The organism is Roseivivax sp. CAU 1753 (genome assembly GCF_054482575.1).
The window spans coordinates 38,422-56,704 of the sequence record NZ_JBTLRF010000001.1; the positions used below are offsets into that span (position 1 = coordinate 38,422).

Here is an 18,283-nt window from a genome sequence, read left to right on the forward strand (position 1 = left end):
CGCCTGTGACGAGGAAATTCAAAGGGGTTACCGGTCAGACCTGCGGGTTTTCGTTGGCGCGCAGCCCGTAGGATTTCAGAAAACCCGCAGCTTTCGGGGGCAGCGGCTGCGATGGGCGCGTCATCATCAGCCGCCCCATCAGCGCGCGATAGGGCTCCTGCAGCATCAGCGCGTCGAACCGCGCCCGCCGCCAGTCGACCGCCGCCGCGTGCAGCCGCCCCAGCTCCGCATCCTGCCCCAGCGCCGCGCGGATCGGTGCCGCCATTGCGCTGACCGGCGCGATGCTGCGGTCCTCGTCGGTGTTGAAATTCCGCTCCACCCAGTAGTCCAGCCCCAGCAGATGATCCGTGTGCACCGCCCGCCCGCGCGCCGCCTTCAGCACGTATTCCTCCATCGAACCAAGCGGATAGTGATTGAGCTGGACAAGCTGCTGGTTGTCCTGACCAAAGGTCGAAAAGATCCGCCGGGTGCGGAACTGCGCGTCCAGTTCGCGCCCCGAGCCGTCGAACCAGCGCGCGTGCCCGACCTTTGCCTTGTCGGGGTCGCGGGGCCGGTGCACGCCCGGTTTGCGGTAGCTTCCGTCGTTGCGATAGAGCGTCTTGAACATCGCCGCCCGCCACGGCCAATGCATCACCTTCGGCGCGGCGCGGGTGAACCGCTCCGGCACCGGTGTCGGCGCGTAGCGCACCTGTCCCGCGCAGCCGAACAGCCGCCATGTCAGCGTGATCGCCTGCGCCTCGGGCAGCGCCTCGATCAGCGCGGGCAGGGTGCGCGCGCCCACATGCACGTTGACGAACTCGTCCACATCCAGCGGCAGGATCCAGTCGGCCTGCGCCACCACCGGTTGGCTTGCCGCATCCTTGAGCGCGGTGAACTGGATGCCGCCCTTGTCATACGGCCCCGGATTGCGGCAATGCGTGACATGGCCGATCTCCGCCAGCCGGTCGAGGATCGCATCGGTGCCGTCGTCGCAGTCGTTGCTATAGGCCAGCACATGTCCGATCCCCGCCGCCCGCGCGTGGGCCAGCCAGTCGAGCAGATAGGCCCCTTCGTTCCTGACACAAAGGATCGCAAGGATATTCAACGGCCTAGAAGCCTTTCTTGAAGCATACGACCTTGGCCTGCGACACTTTCGGGAAATAGGTCAGCCCGGCCTTGTGGAAGGCGTCGAACACCGCCTGCACGCCGTCCTGTCCGATCCATTGCGGATGCAATTCGACCACCGCCGCGCGCAGATGCGACAGGTCCGCCGCCGGCAGAAGCGCCGCCTCCGCGCCTTCGATGTCGCACACGAGGAAAGTCGGCTTTAGCCGCTCGGTCACCGCGTTGATGTCCATCTGCGGCACCTCCACCGTATCGATGATGCTGTCGGGGTCATCCTCCCGGCAAAGCGAGGAGCCGAGGAAGTCGCGCCGGATATAAAACGGCACCGGGTCGCCCGGCCCGTCGCTCAGCACCGCGTTGGTGGCCACGATGTCTTCACGTTCGTTCAGCCTGTGCACCGCGCGGATGAACGGCAAGAGCCTCGGGTTGGCCTCATAGGTCTCGATCGCCTCGAGCGGGCGGCGCCGCGCCATCAGCGTCGACATGTAGCCGATCCCCGATCCCAGTTCGAGAACGCGGTCGTCGCGGCGCAGAAGCTGGGTCACGGCCCGCGTTTCCTTGTCCTCGTAACCCTCTGACGTCAGGGCTTTTTCCGTCCTGCGCGATATGTATTCCCGGTCGCGCGGAAAGCGCAGCCCGTTCGGGGTCTCGAATGTGTCCGTCACCGCTTGCGCCATGATCTCAGCTCTCCATATCCAGCGCGAGCGCATAGGCCACGCGTTCCATCTCGGTCAGGTTCAGGTGCAGCGCCTGCTGATACAGGTCCTCGAATTCCGGCATGCCGTGCAGCTCTTCCGCCTTGCGCCGGTGCCAATCCTGACCGGTCTTGTGCAGCGCGGCCAGTTCGGGATCGGCGATCAGCCGGTCATATTCCGCCCGCAGGCGCGGCGTGTTGCGCTTGATCGTGATGTCGCGCGCGCCCGACCAGTCCATGCGGATCCAGTAGTTCAGCCCGATCGAGCGATCCACATGCAGCGCCCGCCCGCGCTGGCGCTTGATCAGGAACGACTCCGCTGAACGCAATGCATAATGATTGAGCTGCAAGAGGTCGTAACCAATCGATTTTTTCGAAGACCGCCAGCCGTTCTTGAGGGCCTCCGCGGTCATGTCCTGACCCGATCCGTTGACCCAGCGCACCTGCGCCTCGGCGCCCTCGACCAGCTTGTTGGGGCGGTGGCACGACAGCTTCTGATAGGCTCCGATATTGCGGAACATGGTCTTGTAGCCCCAGACCGTGTGCGGCTTGGGGCAGAACCTTGGCGCGCACTGGTCGAACTGGTCGATCACGAACGCATCGGACAGTTGCGTCACGCCCGAATGCCCGAACAACCGCCAGGTCATCGCCACATTGGTCGCCTCGGGCACGCGGGCGAAAAAATCGTCCAGCGTTCCGTCGCCGCAGCGGACGTTGATGAACTCGTCCACGTCGATATGGATGATCCAGTCCGATTGCGTCACCACCGGTTCCTTCAAGGCCCGGTTAAGCGCGAATTGCTGCGGCGAGTTGCCTTTCCAGGCGTCGTTGTTGCGGTGCTCGACGATCCCCATGGCATCCAGCCGATCCAGGATCTCAGCCGTCTGGTCCTCGCAACCATTTGTATAGATAAGGAAATTATCCACGCCGATGGCGCGGTGATAGGCCACCCATTCGAGGATGTAGGGGGCTTCGTTCTTCATGCAGCCGACGATGACGCGCCCGGTCGATCCCTCGGGCAGGACGCGCGCGGGCATCTCGGGGAAGGCCGCGGCCAGCTCTTCCTCGTTGACCGTGCCAAGCGTGTTGTGCGGCGCGAAGGGCGACCCGCGCAGCTGCGCGAACTTCTGCTTGGCCAGGGGCGGCAGGATCTTCGCCGCCTCGGTCGTCAGGCCGTCGTCAGGCACCGATGCGTCGCCCGCGGCCTCGCTGGGCAGACCGACCGCCAGTTGCGCCAGTTCCGGCGCCTTGGCCGCGCGTTCCTCCTTCGCCGCCTGCTCGATGCGCCAGCGCGCCGCCATCAGGTATTGCGTCGCCCGGAACCCGAACAGCGGATCGGCCTCGACCCAGGGGTCAGAGTCCACCGGCGGGATCAGCGGCGCCCATCCCAGCCTCGGGTGATCTTCGGCCAATGCCTTAAGATCATCCGAGAACATGCTGGAAACAGAATGCAAACTGCCAGGATCGATCGGTGGCCCGTCGACCTTCATCTCGCCCACCAGCCTGCGCCAGAGCGGGCGGCCCAGGATCGTCTCGGGCGTTTGCAACAGCCGCAGAACTACGTCGTTGAACAGCCGCGCACGGGTCATCCATGCGGCGGGCGGGGCGGCGGGCCGGTCCACCGCCTCGGCCTTGCCGAAGGACGCAGAGATCCCGAAGGCCTCGCGCAGGGCCTCTGTCGCGCCCTCCGACCACAGGCTTTCCGGATCGAGACCCCAAAGCCGCGTCGACTTGGCCCCGAAAACCGCATCCCATTCGGCCACCAACCGCTTGATATCCAACCAGAACGGCGCGCCCTGTACGTCGGCGAACACACCCTGTTCCGGGGCCGGTTCGGGCCGGGCCTCAAGCGCTGCGTCCCACCAGCTGTCCGCGCCCACCAGCGCCAGATCGCGCGACAGCGGCACCGCGCGCCCCTCGATCACCTGCGCCGCATAGGCCCGCGCCAGCATCCGCGCCGGATCGTCGATCTGCGCCAGGATGGTGATATCCTCCGACATCGGCGCCAGCAGATCGCGCAGCCGCGCCCGCTCGGACGTCGTGGTCAGGGCAGACCCCAGCTGGTGACACGACAGGATCAGCACCTCGGGTTCCGCCCGTGCAACCTCGGCCATCAGCGCCGCGGCCACCTCCGCGCGCAAGCCGGCCTGCCTGTCGGGCAGGGTGAAGCCCCGGTTGAAACGCAGCGTGTCGACCGCGTCCGGGTCGCTGACCGCCATGAACAGCCGCGTGTGGTTCCTGGCCCCGGGCGAGCGCGCGTAAAGCACGCCCTTCGATGCCAGTTGCGCCCGCTTGGCGTCGAACACGCGCTGCACCCGCTCGGAAGATTGCGCCTCGGGACCGATATGCACGATGATCCTCATGGCGCGGCCCCTTCCGCCGCACGGGTGTTGCCGCGCTCGTTGGCATGTCCCCACCAGGGCAAGTCGCGCCCGATGAACGCCCCGATCTTCGCCGGGGCCTCGGGATCGGTGATGTCGTATTCCAGAAAATCGTCCCGCGCCGCGAAGGCCGCGCGCAGATAGGCGTAATGCCCCTCGACCCAGCGCGTCAGCTCGGCCTCGTGCTGCCCGTAGCCCTCGGGCAGGCCCGGGATCGCGTGTTTCGGCAGCCGCCCGGTGCCGAGGTTGCGCCAGGCCATCATCGAGCCGACGATATCCTCGGGCGCGCGGTAGGACAGCAGAAACCTCGTGCCCGGATGATGCGCCGCGATCGCCGCGAGCAGCCCGTAATCGAACTGCGGCCAGTAATTCGCTCCGCCCCCGATGGCGCTGATCTCGGAAAAGGCGTCGAACTCCTCCATCGCCGCCAGCGGATCGCCGGTGGCGAAATACGCGTCATAAAAGCACTTGCCGACGAACTCGTCCCGCAACGCGTCATGCGCGCTCTGGCCTTCGCGGACCTTCCAGTCCGCCACGTTCAGCCCCGCCCGGCGCAATGCCTTGCCCAGCGTCGTGGTGCCCGACTTCGGCAGGCCAAGGTTGACGACACGCAGACGGCTCATGGGGCAAGCCCCAGCTCTGCCATCAACTCGGCCTCTCCGGGGGGCAGGGCCGGCAGGCGCTGCAGATGCGCGTACATCTCGCGATAGCTGTCCTGCGCCAGAAGCTGGTCGCGCTTTTCGACATGCGCGCGGACTGAGGCCGCATGCAGCGCGCCGATCTCGGGGTCGGCCTTCATCGCCGCCAGGGCGCCCTGCAGCGCGGGCAGGTAGCGCCGGATCGACAGGTCCTGCCAGGCCGGATCGTTGCGTTCGCGCCAATAGGTGTCGTCGAAGGCGCGGTTTTCGCGGTTCACGTCGCCCCGGTCGTTCTTGACCAGATAACTGTCGAGCGAGCGCAGCGCGTAATGGTTCAGCGTCGCGAATTCCCGCGCGCCGGCCGCCGGGAACTTGCGGATGCGCCGCGGATTGGCCGCCATCAGGAATTTCTGCGGCACCTTGCGCCCCGACCCATCGGTCCAGCGCGGATAGTGATGGGTCTCGACCCGCTTGCTGAAAAAAGGCCGGTGCGCGCCGTAGTATTGCAGTGGAAAATCCTGCCGCACCAGGGTCTTGACCTCGATCGCCGTCTCGCCGCACCACAGGTCGGGATTGTGGCTGCGGGTGAACTGTTCGATCACCGGGCGGTCCTCATAGCCGGTCACCCCGTCGCTGGCGAAAAACTGGAAGGTGACCGAGATGGCGCCGGGGTCGCCGCAGGCCGCAACCAGCGCCGGAATGGTGTGATCGCCCACATGGATATTGAGGAACTCGTCCACATCGGCGATCCAGACCCAGTCGGCGGCCTTGACCACGCTTTGATGCGCCGCGTCCTTCAGCGCCTCCATCTGGTAGTTGCGCCCTTCGGCCGGGTTCGGCAGATGCACAACCCCGCCCCGCGCCTCGAGCGCATCCAGCAGATCGTCGGTGCCATCGGTGCAGTCGTTTGAATAGAAAAGAAAATCCGTCACGCCCAGACGCCGGTTGAAGGCAATCCACTCCAGCAGGAACGGACCCTCGTTCTTCACGCAGGTCACCGCGGTTATCCGCATGCCCGCGCCCCTGCGCCATTGCCGCCCATTCGCCTGTCACCTTCCGCTCTGCCGTCCGGGTCCCGTTTTGCCACGGGTCCGTTTGTTTTTCCTGAACATAGAGGGATCGCGCAAATCGCGTCAATTCCGCATCCGCCCGCAACGGAAGGTCGCAATCCAACTGCGACCTATGCGCTATTGATTCCCGGGCCGGTTCCGGGCCCTCTGGCCCGAACACAACCCGCGAGGCGACACCATGACGGCACCGACATCCATCGACAACGTCCAGGACATGCTGGCCGCGACCGGCTATGTCTGCGGCCGATCCCTGGCCACGGTGGTGTTTTTGTCGCTGAAACTGGGTCGGCCGCTGTTTCTCGAGGGCGAGGCGGGCGTCGGCAAGACCGAGATCGCCAAGGCACTGTCGGCGGCGCTGGGACGCAAGCTGATCCGCCTGCAATGCTACGAAGGGCTCGATGCCTCCTCGGCGGTCTATGAATGGAACTTTCCCGCCCAGATGATCGCCATCCGCACCGCCGAGGCGCAGGGCGACGCTGACCGCGACATCCTCAACCGCGAATTGTTCGGTCCCGACTTCCTGATCGAACGCCCGCTGCTGCAGGCCATGCGCCCGGACGAAAACGGCGCGCCGGTGCTGCTCATCGACGAGCTGGACCGCACCGACGAACCCTTCGAGGCGTTCCTGCTCGAGGCGCTGTCGGATTTCCAGGTCACCATCCCCGAACTGGGCACCATCAAGGCCCCCGAACCGCCCATCGTGATCCTGACCTCGAACCGCACCCGCGAAGTGCACGACGCGCTCAAGCGCCGCTGCCTCTATCACTGGGTCGATTACCCGAACTTCGACCGCGAGGTGGAGATCCTCACCGCCCGCGCCCCCGAGGTCGCGGCCTCCCTGTCGCGCGAAGTGGTGGCCTTCGTGCAGCGCCTGCGCACCGAGGATCTGTTCAAGAAGCCGGGCGTCGCCGAAACCATCGACTGGGCCAAATGCCTGCTGGCGCTCGATGTCATCGATCTTTCGCCCGAGGTGATCTCGGACACCCTGGGCGCGATCCTGAAATATCAGGACGACATCCAGAAGATCCAGGGCTCGGAGGCCAAGAAGATCCTGGACGACGCCAAGGCGTCGCTCGTCGACGCATGAGTGTCGCGCTGATCCCCCGGCGCTCCGCCTGTGTCACGGTCACGGCATGCGTATTTGGAAAATGGAAAGACAGCAGCGCGGCGCTCTTGTCTTTCCATTATGAAAATACGCACATCCCGTCCTGTCCCACGGGCCGCACGGTCTGAGATGGTCGAATACGCGCCCCTTGAGGTTCCCGACACGCCGCGCCTGGCGCAGAACATCATTCATTTCGCCCGCGCGCTGCGCAAGGCCGGTCTGCCGGTGGGGCCGGGACGGGTGATCGACGCCATCCGCGCGGTCGAGGCGGTGGGTTTTTCCGAGCGGTCGGATTTCTACTGGACCCTGCATGCCTGCTTCGTGTCGCGGCCCGAGCATCGCACCGTCTTCACCCAGATCTTCCGCCTCTATTGGCGCGATCCGCGCTATCTCGAGCATATGATGTCGATGCTGATCCCGGCGGTCCGCGGTGTGCAGGACGAAAAGATTGCCCAGGCCGCCGAGCGACGGGCCGCCGAGGCGCTGCTGGACGGCACCCAGCCGGATCTGCCCGACCGTCCCGAAGAGCGCGAGGAAGACCTGCAAATCGAGATCGACGCCTCGCAGACCATGAGCGAGGAAGAGCGTTTGCGCAGTCTCGATTTCGAGCAGATGTCCACGTCCGAGATCGCCGAGGCCAAGCGCATGCTGGCCAAGCTGCGCCTGCCGGTGAAGCCGATCCTGTCGCGCCGCCAGTTGGCCGCGCGGCTGGGCCACCGGCCCGACTGGCCAAGAACCATGCGCGCGGCCATGCGCCAGGGCGGCGAGATCCGCAGCTTTGCCAAGACCAGGCCGCGTCCGCGCTGGCCGAACCTGGTGGTGCTTTGCGACATCTCCGGCTCGATGAGCCAGTACAGCCGCATGGTGCTGCATTTTCTTCATGCGGTCGCCAACGAGAAGGGCGCGGGCTGGGCCAGGGTCCACGCCTTCACCTTCGGCACGCGGCTGACCAATATCACCCGGCATCTGGCCACCCGCGATGTCGACCAGGCGCTGAAAGCCGCCGGGGCCGAGGCGCAGGACTGGGAAGGCGGCACCCGCATCGGGCAGTGTCTGCACGCCTTCAACCGCGACTGGTCGCGCCGGGTCATGGGGCAGGGGGCGGTGGTCTTGCTGATCACCGACGGGCTCGATCGCGACCCCGAGGAGGGCCTCGCGCGCGAGATGGAGCGGCTGCATCTCTCGGCCCGGCGGCTGATCTGGCTCAACCCGCTGCTGCGCTGGGACGGCTTTGCCCCCAAGGCCCGGGGCATCCGCGCCATGCTGCCGCATGTAGACAGCTTTCGCGCCGGGCACTCGGTGCAGACGCTCGAGCAGTTGGCCCAGGCCATATCCCAGCCCGACGACCCGGGCGAGAAGACCCGCCTGATGCAGGCCATCGCCGACGGCTGACGCAGCGGAATCGGCAAGAACCGGCCTTCTTTTTTGCGCCATGAAACCGGGATGCCGCGGCGGGCGTTTGTCCTGCGATGGCCCGGGGATTCCCCCGGGCGTGACAATTGGAGGATCACGATGACACGCCGGTTTCTCAAGACCACCACTGCCGCGGCCCTGGTTGCGGCGCTGTCCGGCCCGCTTGCGGCGCAGGATCTGCTGAGGCTGGGCAATCTGGCCCCCGACGCCGCGATCGCGATCATCATCGAGCAACGCGCCGCCGCCGAGGCGGAAGGCAACACCGCGCGGGTCGCGGAGCTTGACCAGATGCGCGCGCAGATCGAAGCGCAGATGACCCCTGCGCCCGAGCCTGCCGATGTGGTCGACCAGGCCGCCCCGTCCGCCGGTCCCGTCGATGGGTCCGAACCGGTGGATGCATCCGATCCGGTCGATGCCGCGACCCCGGCGGCTCCTGACGCTGAAGTCGCACCCGAGGCGGATGTCGCCGCGGGTGACGATGCCGCGCCGACCGCCGATCCGGTGCCCGCGCCCGTCCCCGTCCCGGTCCCCGCCGCCGAGGCAGAGGCCGCGCCGGTCAATGACGGTCAGGCGGTGGACGCCGATGTCGCCCCGGCGACCGCGCCGCTGGACGCGGACCTGAGGGACGCGCTGGAAGAGGCGGTCGGCCAGCAGGACGCCGAAGCGGAAGCCGAGGCCGCGGCAGAAGCCGAGACGGAAGCGGCGGTCGAAGCTGAGGTCGAGGCCGAAGCGGACACCCCGGTCGAAGCGCCCGAAGCAACCGCGGCAGAGGCCGAGGTCGTCGCGCCCGACCCGCAGGCCCAGGCCGACGTGATTGCCGAGGATGACGCCGCAACCAGCGCCGCCGCCGCCGCCGCTGCCGGTGACAGCGCCGGTGCCGAGCCCGAGATTGTCGAAGAGACCGTGACCGAAGAGACCGCGCGCGGATCGGACGAAGAGTTCGAGACCACGCTTCAGCAAGGCAATGCCGCCGCCGCACAGGCCAACGCGTCGGACGACAAGGACGACGACAACGACCGCCAGGATGAAATCCTGCGCGGTGCCGGGGCCGCCCTGCTGGGTCTGGGCGCGCTGGCGGTCGGTGACATGCTGCGCCCCAACGAGGCGGTCGTCTCGAACACCGGCGACCGCATCGTGGTCGAGCGTGACGGCCAGTTCCGTGTCCTGCGCAACGACGATGCGCTGCTGCGCCAGCCGGGCTCGAACGTGACCACCTATCGCTACGACGACGGTTCGACCCGGACGGTGGTGGTGCGCGAGGACGGCTCCGAGATCGAGACGATTCTCGCCCGCGACGGGCGTGTGCTGCGCCGCACCCGGACGCTGCCCTCGGGCGAAAGCTTCGTGCTGTTCGACGACACCGAGACCAAGGCCGAGGTGGTGGTCAACGATCTGCCGCAGGTCAACGACCGCCGCGTCACCAACTTCCGCGATGTGTCCGAGGACGACCTGAGCCGGGCGCTGCAGCGTCTCGACGGCGAAGCGGCGGGCCGCACCTTCTCGCTCAATCAGGTGCGCAACATCGATCAGGTGCGCAAGCTGATGCCCGAAATCAACGTCGATACCGTCAACTTCGAGACCGGCTCGGCGGTGATCCGCCCCGAAGAGGCCGAAGAACTGTCGGCTCTGGGGCGCGCGATCCGCAACCTGATCGCCGACAACCCGTCCGAGGTGTTCCTGATCGAGGGGCACACGGATGCGGTCGGCGGGGCCGGGTACAACCTGGCGCTGTCGGACCGGCGGGCGGAATCGGTGGCGCTCGCGCTGAGCGAGTATTTCGATGTGCCGCCCGAGAACTTGGTGATCCAGGGCTATGGCGAGAGCGATCTGCTGATCCCGACCCAGACCGGTGAGCGCGCCAATCGCCGCGCCGCCGTGCGCCGCATCACGCCGCTCTTGCAGGCGTCGCGGTAAGGTCGCGCGAGGTTGCGATTCCGTGTCCCCGCCTTCGGGCGGGGGCGCGGAACTGTCCCGCCGTCACGGCACCGGCCGTGCTTGTGGCGATGGCGGGATGTGCGTTTTTTGGGAAAGATGAAGCGCGATGTCAGGTCTTTGCCGGAAAGGACGCCGCGTGTGGCGATTTCGGGACTCCTGGCCTTGAAAAGGGGGTGCGATGCGACGGATGATGCAACAGGCGGGACGGGTGGCTTTGGCCGCGCTGATCGGCACCGGGGTGTCGGCGGCGGGTGCGGACGGTGGTGAGGGTGCGCTGTTTCGCGATCTCGATCCGGCACGGTCGGATCTGGCCGCGTTTCGCTGGCAGGCGCGGATCGTCCTGATCTTCGCGCCGGGCCCCGAGGATGACGCGCTGAGCGCCCAGATGACCGCGTTGAGCGCCGCCGAGGCCGGGCTGGCGGCGCGGGACATCATCGTGTTGACCGATGCCGATCCGACGCGCCGGGGCGCGCTGCGCCAGCGCCTCGCGGGGTCCGGCTTTACCGTTTTGCTGATCGGCAAGGATGGCGGCGTCAAGCGGCGCGGATGCGCCCGTCGCCGCCGACAGTCTTTTTGCCACCATCGACGCGATGCCGATGCGCCAGCGCGAGATGCGCGCGCCGGACTAGCCGAAGATTTCTTCGAACGCGCCACGATAAAGCGCCGAGAGCTCGGACAGCGGCGCCTCGGAGCTGCCGAAGCGGACCGTGTCGCCCTTGAACGCGCCCACGCTGCGGATCGGTACCTCGGCGCGGGTCGCCTCGACCATCAGTAGCTCTGCCGCATCGAAGCTGCAGGCGACCAGATAGCGGCCCTGGTCCTCGCCGAACAGCGTCGGCGTATCCTCGGGGTCGATCTGCACGCCGACCCCCGCCGCCTCAGCCATGGTGAAGGCCGCCAGCGCCAGCCCACCGTCCGAGATGTCCTGGCAGGCCTGGATATGATCGCGCATGGCGCGGATGAAGGTGCCGTTGCGCCGCTCGGCCTCAAGATCCACATGCGGCGCATCGCCGTCGGTGCGGTTGAACACCTCGGCCAGCAGCGCCGATTGCCCCAGATGGCCCAGCGCGTCGCCGATCATCACCAGCACGTCGCCGTCGCGCGGCAGACCGAGGATCGGGGCCTCGCCCGCCGCGATCAGCCCGACCGCGCCGATGGTGGGCGTGGGCAGGATGCCGGTGCCGTCGGTTTCGTTGTAAAGCGACACGTTGCCCGACACGATCGGCATGTCGAGCGCCAGACAGGCCGCCCCGATGCCTTTCAGCGCGCCGACGAACTGGCCCATGATCTCGGGCTTCTCGGGGTTGCCGAAATTCAGGTTGTCGGTCGTTGCCAGCGGTTTTGCCCCCACCGCGCAGAGATTGCGGAACGCCTCGGCCACCGCCTGCTTGCCGCCTTCCTCGGGGTTGGCCATGACGTAGCGCGGTGTCACATCCGAGGTGAAGGCCAGCATCTTGTCGGTGCCATGCACCCGGATCACCCCCGCGCCATAGCCCGGGCCCGCCACCGTGTCGGCCATGACCTGGCTGTCATATTGTTCGTAAAGCCAGTGCTTCGCGGTGTAGTTCGGACAGCGCAACAGCGCCCGCAGCCCGTCGACGGGGTCGATCTGCGGCACATCCTCAAGCGGCGCGGCGGCGGGCGTCGGCACCCAGGGGCGGTCGTATTCCGGCGCGTTGCCCGACAGCGCCCGCAGCGGCAGATCGGCCATCACCTTGTTGTTCTGCATGATCAGGAACCGGTCTTCGGCCAGCGTCTCTCCGACGATGGCGAAGTCGAGATCCCACTTTTCGAACACCGCGCGCGCCTCGGCCTCTTTCGCCGGGTCGAGCACCATCAGCATCCGCTCTTGGCTTTCCGACAGCATCATCTCATAGGCGGTCATGCCCGGCTCGCGGCAGGGCACGCGTTCGAGATCGAGCCGCACGCCCAGCTCGCCCTTGTCGCCCATCTCGACCGCCGAACAGGTCAGCCCCGCGGCCCCCATGTCCTGGATCGAGATCACCGCCCCGGTCTGCATCAGCTCGAGGCAGGCCTCCATCAGGCGCTTTTCGGTGAACGGGTCGCCGACCTGCACCGTGGGGCGCTTTTCCTCGATGGTCTCGTCGAACTCGGCCGAGGCCATGGTCGCCCCGCCGACGCCGTCGCGGCCCGTCTTCGCCCCCAGATAGACCACCGGACGCCCGACGCCCGAGGCGGCGGAGTAGAAGATCTTGTCGGCATCGGCGAGGCCCGCGGCAAAGGCATTGACCAGGCAGTTGCCGTTATAGGCCGGGTCGAACCGGGTCTCGCCGCCGACGGTCGGCACGCCGAAGGCATTGCCGTAGCCGCCGATGCCCTCGACCACGCCATGCACCAGCTGGCGCGTCTTGGGGTGCGCCACTTCGCCGAACGACAGCGCGTTCATCGCCGCCACCGGGCGCGCGCCCATGGTAAAGACGTCGCGCAGGATGCCGCCGACGCCGGTCGCGGCGCCCTGGTAGGGCTCGATATAGGACGGGTGGTTGTGGCTCTCCATCTTGAAGACCACCGCCTGACCGTCGCCGATATCCACAACGCCCGCGTTCTCTCCGGGGCCGCAGATGACCTGCGGGCCTTCCGTCGGCAGGGTCCGAAGCCACTTCTTCGACGACTTGTAGGAACAATGCTCGTTCCACATGGCCGAGAAGATGCCCAGTTCGGTAAAGCTGGGGTCGCGTCCGATGATTTCGAGGATGCGCGCGTATTCTTCGGGATTGATGCCGTGGGCGGCGATCAGCTCGGGCGTGATGGCCGGCTCTTGCATGGTCCGATGCTCCGATGGTCAGGCTTCGGGCGCTGTCTAAGCCAGGACCCCGGCGGTGTGAAGGGGGGGGCGGGCCTTATCGCCAGCCCGCCGCCTGCCGCGCCTCCCGGTCCAGCACCTCGGGTTGCCGCACCAGCGTGCCCTCCGCAAAGAAGGGCGACGCCGTCTGCCCGCGCAGCCGCGCCGCGATGCCGCGCCCGATCAGCCCCCAGGCCGCCGCCGCCATGCCGCGCTGCCTGACCGGGCGTGCCGCGTGGTTGGTGTGGACGTGGGTGCGGCAACGCCCGAACGCCTCCGTGCCCTGCGGCAGAACCATGCCCACGAAGGGCAGCGCGGGCGTCGCGATGGTGTTGGCGACCGGGGTGTCGCAGCAGGCGGCATACCAGCGCACCACCCCTTTCGAGGTCATCCGCAGCGCCCGCAGATGGTCGGCCCCGCGGGGGATCGTCAGGCTGTCGGGCAGGGTCTGGAGGATCAACGTGCCGCCCTCGGGACTCAGCAGGCCACCCGCCTTGTCCGGGTCGTTGCGGCAAAGATGGCGGATATAGCTCTGACACCCGTTGCAATAGCAGGTGATCAGCTTGCCCGGCATCGACCGCGCCAACACCCAGCGGGTCGCGTCACAGCTGCAAGACAGGGCGAGGGCGGGCATGGCGGCGTGTCTCCGGCGGGTCCAGCGCCGCCAGACTGGCATGCCATACCGTCCCGGAGCAATAAAAAGGGGCCGCCCGAAGACGGCCCGAGGTGAAGATCCGGCAGGTCGGGATACGGAAACCTGGCGGATTTCGGACCGGGCTCAGCCCGGCCAGAACCGGCGGTGCACCCCGGCCTGCACCATGTGATGCTCAAGACCGATGTCGCGCAGAAGATGCGGATCGTGCGGCACCTGATGCCGACGAAGCCGGGACCGCGCCGCCCGGGCCGTCAGCGCCCCGGCGAGTGTGCGCATGATAGCGGCGGCGACCCCGCTACGGGGCGCATCAGCCGGAGCAACCTTTTCGGCAGGCGATGCAGCGGTGGACATGGTCGGTCTCCCTGACGTGACGGGCGGGGGTCTTCGGTGGCGGAACGGGCAGGGGCAGGCGGCGGGTTTCGGATGCGCGCATGTTGCGCGCGTCGGGTTCACGGGCGTCGGATCGGTCGGGCTGTGTATTGACACAATGCGGTGTGCGGGTGCATCTGGCAGATACAATGAGTCGCGCCGGCCGATCGAGGAAAACATTGTCATGGATACAATTTTGTCGGGCTACGCCGCCCGGGCGCGCACGGGGCCGAAATACCGGGCGCTGGCCGAGGCCATCCGCGACGGCATCGCCACCGGGGCCCTGGTGCCGGGGGCCAAGTTGCCGCCGGTGCGCGACCTGGCCTTCGACCTCAGGATCACGCCCGGCACCGTGGCGCGCGCCTATACGATCCTGACCGACAGCGGTGCCGCCACGGCCGAGGTCGGGCGCGGCACTTTCGTGGCCGCCGATGCCGGCCCGCGCCGCGCCGCCCCCCTGCCGGTCTGGCCGCAGGGCGGTGGCGACCGGGACCAGCACGATGTCTCGCTCTATTCGCCCAGGCTGCCGGATTGCGGACAGGTACAATTGGTACAATCGGCCTTCGCCCGGCTGGCGCAGCACCCGCCCGAACGGTTGATGAACTATCCCTCCCGCCCCAGCTTTCGCCCCGCCCGCGCGGCGGTGATCGACTGGCTGGCCAGCACGCCGCTGGGGCCGGTCTCCGAGGCGGACCTCGTGCTGTCGCATGGCGGGCAGAACGGCATCGGGCTGGCGATGCAGGCGGTGCTCAGGGGCGCGAAACCCACCGTGCTGGTCGAGGAACTGTCCTATCCCGGGTTTCGCCGCGCCGCCGAACTGCTGCGCGCCGAGGTGGTCGCCGTGCCGATGGACCGGGACGGCCTGCTGCCCGATGCGCTCGACACGCTGGCGCGCAAGCACGCCGCGCAGATCCTCTGCACCTCGCCCGAGATCCACACCCCCACCGGTCTGCTGACCCCGCTGTCGCGGCGCCGCGCCATCGCCGAGGTCGCCCGCAAGCGCGACTTTCACATCATCGAGGACGATTGCTGCCGCATCGGCCGGTCGCACACGCTCAGCTACCGCGCCCTGCTGCCGACACAGGCGTGGTACGTCACCTCGATCTCGAAATCCGTCACACCGGCCCTGCGCGTGGGCTTTACCATCGCCCCGGATGGCTGGCAGGCCGAGCTGCGCCGGGTCGCCGAATATGGCTTTTTCGGCATCGCCCCGCCGCTGGCCGATCTTGTGGCCGACGTGCTCGGCGACCCGGGCCTGCCCCGGGTCCTCGATGCCGTGCGCGCCGAATATGGCCGCTACATCCGCGCGGCGGTGAACACGCTCGGGGGCTTCGATCTGACCTGGCGCGAGGACATGCCGTTTCTCTGGCTGCGGCTGCCGCAGGGCTGGCGCGCCGCCGCCTTCGTGCAGGCCGCCGAGGTCGAGGGCGTGCAGATCCGCGCCGCCGACGAGTTTGCCCTGCGCGACGGCTTCGCGCCCCATGCGGTGCGCCTGTCGATCAACGCCCAGGTCTCGCTGGCCGCCTTCGAGGCCGCGTTGGGCCGCCTCCGTGCGCTGCTGGAAAACCCGCCCGACCGCATCGCCGTCTGACGGGGCAGGGGCGCAGGCCTTCGAGGCCCCGGATCGCGGTCCGGGGCCGCGGCCCGCCTTGCCCATCCCCGCAACCGCACGCCCGTCACCCCGCACGCCCCGCGCACGGCCCCGGCACCGCCCGACGCCTGCGCCCCGCGCATGCCGCCCCAAAGCCATGGGGTAATATAATACCTATTTTGCAAGCCATTGTTTTCGCACGTCTTATCCCCGTCAACCGCGCTTGACTGTGCAACGGGCATGACTATAACCCGCCCATCGGATTGCGCCGCGCACGGGGATTGCCCCCCGTGTCCGGCCATACACACCAGGAACCACCAGGAACCCAAGGGAAACCTGAACATGAAAACCTTCTCGGCAACACCCGCCGACATCGAGAAGAAATGGATCGTGATCGACGCCGAAGGCGTTGTTCTCGGCCGTCTCGCCTCGATCGTGGCGCAGCGCCTGCGCGGCAAGCACAAGCCGTCCTTCACCCCGCACATGGACACCGGTGACAACGTCATCGTCGTGAACGCGGACAAGGTCCAGCTCACCGGCAAGAAGCGCCAGGAAAACTTCTACTGGCACACCGGTCACCCGGGCGGCATCAAGTCGCGCACCAAGGAACAGATCCTCGAAGGCGCCCACCCCGAGCGGGTGGTCTTCCAGGCCGTCAAGCGCATGATCCCCGGCAACCGCCTGGGCCGTCAGGTGATGACCAACCTGCGGGTCTATGCCGGGGCCGAGCATCCCCACGAGGCGCAATCGCCTGAAGTGATCGATGTCAAGTCGATGAATTCCAAGAACACCCGGGTGGCGAAGTAATGGCTGAGCAAATCAACTCCCTCGAAGAACTGGGCCAGGCTGCCGGCATCGACGCCGCCGCACCCCAGGCCGACGTGACGATCCAGCGCGAGCCGGTCCGCGACGCGCTGGGCCGCGCCTATGCCACCGGTCGCCGCAAGGACGCCTCCGCGCGCGTCTGGATCAAGCCGGGCTCCGGCAAGGTCACCGTCAACGGCAAGGAACTGAACGCCTATTTCGCGCGTCCGGTGCTGCAGATGATCCTGCGCCAGCCCTTCACCGTCGCCGGTGTCGAGGACCAGTTCGACGTGATGGCCACCGTCAAGGGCGGCGGTCTTTCCGGTCAGGCCGGGGCGGTCAAGCACGGCGTGTCCCGCGCGCTGCAGCTTTATGATCCCAGCCTGCGCGCCGCGCTGAAAGCGGCAGGCTTCCTGACCCGCGACAGCCGCGTCGTCGAGCGCAAGAAGTACGGCAAGCGCAAGGCCCGCCGCAGCTTCCAGTTCTCCAAGCGCTAAGCGTCGCACCACGACATCGGACAGGGCCGCTCTTCGGGGCGGCCTTTTTCGTGGCCCCGGTCCCGATCCTGCTCCCGAACCTGTTCCCGGTCCCGATCCCGGTCCCGATCCGGCGTCCCAGGCGCACGCGCCCCTTTTTCGCACCCTGAAACCGCGCTACCACCGCAACAGCGAAAGGACGGCCCATGCAGCGGATGCGCTTTGACGAGGTGATGGATCATGTGACGCAGGTGCAGGGCACGGTCGCGCCCGGGCGTCTCACGCTTTTCGCGATCCTGCGCGACGAGATGGATTTCCTGCCCGCCTTTCTGGGCCATTACCGCGCCCTGGGGTTCAACCAGTTTCTCATCTTCGACGACCAAAGCACTGACGGCACAGGACAATACCTTGAGGCGCAGCGCGATGTCGTGCTCTACCGGGCGGACCGGACCTTTGGTGCGCCGGTCCAGATCGAGGCCCCCGACGGCACCCTGAAAGAGGACCGCTTCGGCACCTATCTCAAGGCCGCGATCCCGCATGTGGCCTGCCCGGGTGACTACGTCGCCTATTTCGACGCCGACGAATTCCTGATCCTGCCGCCCGGCGTGTCGGACGCCGCTGACATCGTCGCCCGGCTCCGGGCCCAGAAGGCCGCCTGCGTCACTGCCTCGGTGGTCGAGTTCTTCCCCGAAACCATCGCCGACTTTGCCCTGCCCATGCCCGACACCGCCGCGGGGCTGTTCTCGGCCTACCCGTATTTCGAACCGGACCCGCTGGTACAACTCAACCCCGGTGCCGATCCCTCGCTGATCGGCGTCGCCAAGACCCAGGCGCTGTTCGACGCCTACGGCATCCGCCCGCGTGTCGAAGGCGGTCTGCTCAAGCGCCTGATGACCCCCAAACGCGACCGCAAGGCGCAACGGTTCATGCGTTCCCCGCGCCACAAGACGCCCTTCGTGCTGCGCGATGCGCAGACGTGGCAGGTCGGATCGCATTACTGCAACCGCCCGCCCTCGGACGACACCCTGCTGACCATCGCGCATTTTGTCTTCACGTCGCGCTTCGCGGACAAGATCGCCCGCGCCCGGTCCTGGGGCGCGCATACCTCGGGGGCCGCGAAATACCGCTACTACGCAGAGTTGCTGGACCGGATGCGGGCCGGGCAGGGGCGCTTCACCGGCCCCGACTCGGTCCGCTATGCGCAGCCGCAACAGATGGTCGATGCCGGTCTGATGCGCTGGTAGA

The 18,283-nt window shown here is 67.5% G+C and carries 15 protein-coding genes and 1 pseudogene; 8 read left to right on the forward strand and 8 right to left on the reverse strand.

Annotated features, from left to right (window positions below; translation table 11 throughout):
* Nucleotides 1-34: 34 nt before the first annotated feature.
* Genes ACXYMN_RS00200 through ACXYMN_RS00220 form a run of 5 tightly spaced genes read right to left on the reverse strand, consistent with a single transcriptional unit; the run spans nucleotide 35 to nucleotide 5,830 of the window.
* Nucleotides 35-1,084, reverse strand: a complete 1,050-nt coding sequence (locus ACXYMN_RS00200) for a glycosyltransferase family 2 protein (RefSeq protein ID WP_459011350.1) — start codon at nucleotides 1,082-1,084, stop codon at nucleotides 35-37.
* Nucleotides 1,085-1,088: 4 nt separating this feature from the next.
* Entirely contained in the window at nucleotides 1,089-1,781 is a 693-nt protein-coding gene (locus tag ACXYMN_RS00205) for an FkbM family methyltransferase (protein WP_459011351.1), read from the reverse strand.
* A gap of 4 nt (nucleotides 1,782-1,785) precedes the next feature.
* Nucleotides 1,786-4,161 carry a glycosyltransferase family 2 protein gene (locus ACXYMN_RS00210; RefSeq protein WP_459011352.1) on the reverse strand — a complete coding sequence of 792 codons (2,376 nt, stop codon included), beginning with the start codon at nucleotides 4,159-4,161 and terminating at the stop codon, nucleotides 1,786-1,788.
* The gene (locus ACXYMN_RS00215) at nucleotides 4,158-4,802 is read right to left on the reverse strand and encodes a sulfotransferase family protein (protein WP_459011353.1); all 645 of its coding nucleotides are present in this window, start codon (nucleotides 4,800-4,802) and stop codon (nucleotides 4,158-4,160) included. The genes ACXYMN_RS00210 and ACXYMN_RS00215 overlap by 4 nt, the downstream gene beginning before the upstream one ends.
* A complete protein-coding gene (locus tag ACXYMN_RS00220) occupies nucleotides 4,799-5,830 on the reverse strand; it encodes a glycosyltransferase family 2 protein (RefSeq protein ID WP_459011354.1) in 1,032 nt (343 codons plus the stop codon). The genes ACXYMN_RS00215 and ACXYMN_RS00220 overlap by 4 nt, the downstream gene beginning before the upstream one ends.
* A gap of 235 nt (nucleotides 5,831-6,065) precedes the next feature.
* Between ACXYMN_RS00220 and ACXYMN_RS00225 the strand changes: the two genes are divergently transcribed.
* The 4 genes and pseudogenes from ACXYMN_RS00225 to ACXYMN_RS00240 all read left to right on the forward strand — a co-directional run.
* Nucleotides 6,066-6,974, forward strand: coding sequence for an AAA family ATPase (locus tag ACXYMN_RS00225; RefSeq protein ID WP_459011355.1), 909 nt, complete (start codon nucleotides 6,066-6,068; stop codon nucleotides 6,972-6,974).
* A 147-nt stretch (nucleotides 6,975-7,121) separates the two neighbouring features.
* Nucleotides 7,122-8,384 (forward strand): vWA domain-containing protein, encoded by a 1,263-nt coding sequence (locus tag ACXYMN_RS00230; protein ID WP_459011356.1) that lies wholly within the window; start codon nucleotides 7,122-7,124, stop codon nucleotides 8,382-8,384.
* Between the two features lie 120 nt (nucleotides 8,385-8,504).
* Nucleotides 8,505-10,319, forward strand: coding sequence for an OmpA family protein (locus ACXYMN_RS00235; RefSeq protein ID WP_459011357.1), 1,815 nt, complete (start codon nucleotides 8,505-8,507; stop codon nucleotides 10,317-10,319).
* Nucleotides 10,320-10,530: 211 nt separating this feature from the next.
* Nucleotides 10,531-10,824, forward strand: a pseudogene (locus ACXYMN_RS00240) (DUF4174 domain-containing protein); the annotation flags it as partial.
* A gap of 141 nt (nucleotides 10,825-10,965) precedes the next feature.
* Here the strand turns inward: ACXYMN_RS00240 and purL are convergent.
* The 3 genes from purL to ACXYMN_RS00255 all read right to left on the reverse strand — a co-directional run bounded on the left by purL (nucleotide 10,966) and on the right by ACXYMN_RS00255 (nucleotide 14,149).
* The gene (purL, locus tag ACXYMN_RS00245; RefSeq protein WP_459011358.1) at nucleotides 10,966-13,125 is read right to left on the reverse strand and encodes a phosphoribosylformylglycinamidine synthase subunit PurL; all 2,160 of its coding nucleotides are present in this window, start codon (nucleotides 13,123-13,125) and stop codon (nucleotides 10,966-10,968) included.
* Between the two features lie 76 nt (nucleotides 13,126-13,201).
* Nucleotides 13,202-13,777, reverse strand: coding sequence for a DUF6151 family protein (locus ACXYMN_RS00250; RefSeq protein ID WP_459011359.1), 576 nt, complete (start codon nucleotides 13,775-13,777; stop codon nucleotides 13,202-13,204).
* A 144-nt stretch (nucleotides 13,778-13,921) separates the two neighbouring features.
* A complete protein-coding gene (locus ACXYMN_RS00255; RefSeq protein ID WP_459011360.1) occupies nucleotides 13,922-14,149 on the reverse strand; it encodes a DUF1127 domain-containing protein in 228 nt (75 codons plus the stop codon).
* A 202-nt stretch (nucleotides 14,150-14,351) separates the two neighbouring features.
* Here ACXYMN_RS00255 and ACXYMN_RS00260 point away from each other — a divergent pair, with 202 nt between their 5' ends.
* The 4 genes from ACXYMN_RS00260 (at nucleotide 14,352) to ACXYMN_RS00275 (ending at nucleotide 18,282) form a co-directional block, all read left to right on the forward strand.
* Nucleotides 14,352-15,758, forward strand: a complete 1,407-nt coding sequence (locus ACXYMN_RS00260; RefSeq protein ID WP_459011361.1) for an aminotransferase-like domain-containing protein — start codon at nucleotides 14,352-14,354, stop codon at nucleotides 15,756-15,758.
* A 342-nt stretch (nucleotides 15,759-16,100) separates the two neighbouring features.
* Nucleotides 16,101-16,565, forward strand: a complete 465-nt coding sequence (gene rplM, locus ACXYMN_RS00265) for a 50S ribosomal protein L13 (RefSeq protein ID WP_459011362.1) — start codon at nucleotides 16,101-16,103, stop codon at nucleotides 16,563-16,565.
* The gene (rpsI, locus tag ACXYMN_RS00270; protein WP_459011363.1) at nucleotides 16,565-17,059 is read left to right on the forward strand and encodes a 30S ribosomal protein S9; all 495 of its coding nucleotides are present in this window, start codon (nucleotides 16,565-16,567) and stop codon (nucleotides 17,057-17,059) included. The genes rplM and rpsI overlap by 1 nt, the downstream gene beginning before the upstream one ends.
* A gap of 185 nt (nucleotides 17,060-17,244) precedes the next feature.
* Nucleotides 17,245-18,282, forward strand: a complete 1,038-nt coding sequence (locus tag ACXYMN_RS00275; RefSeq protein ID WP_459011364.1) for a glycosyltransferase family 2 protein — start codon at nucleotides 17,245-17,247, stop codon at nucleotides 18,280-18,282.
* Nucleotide 18,283 lies beyond the last annotated feature (1 nt).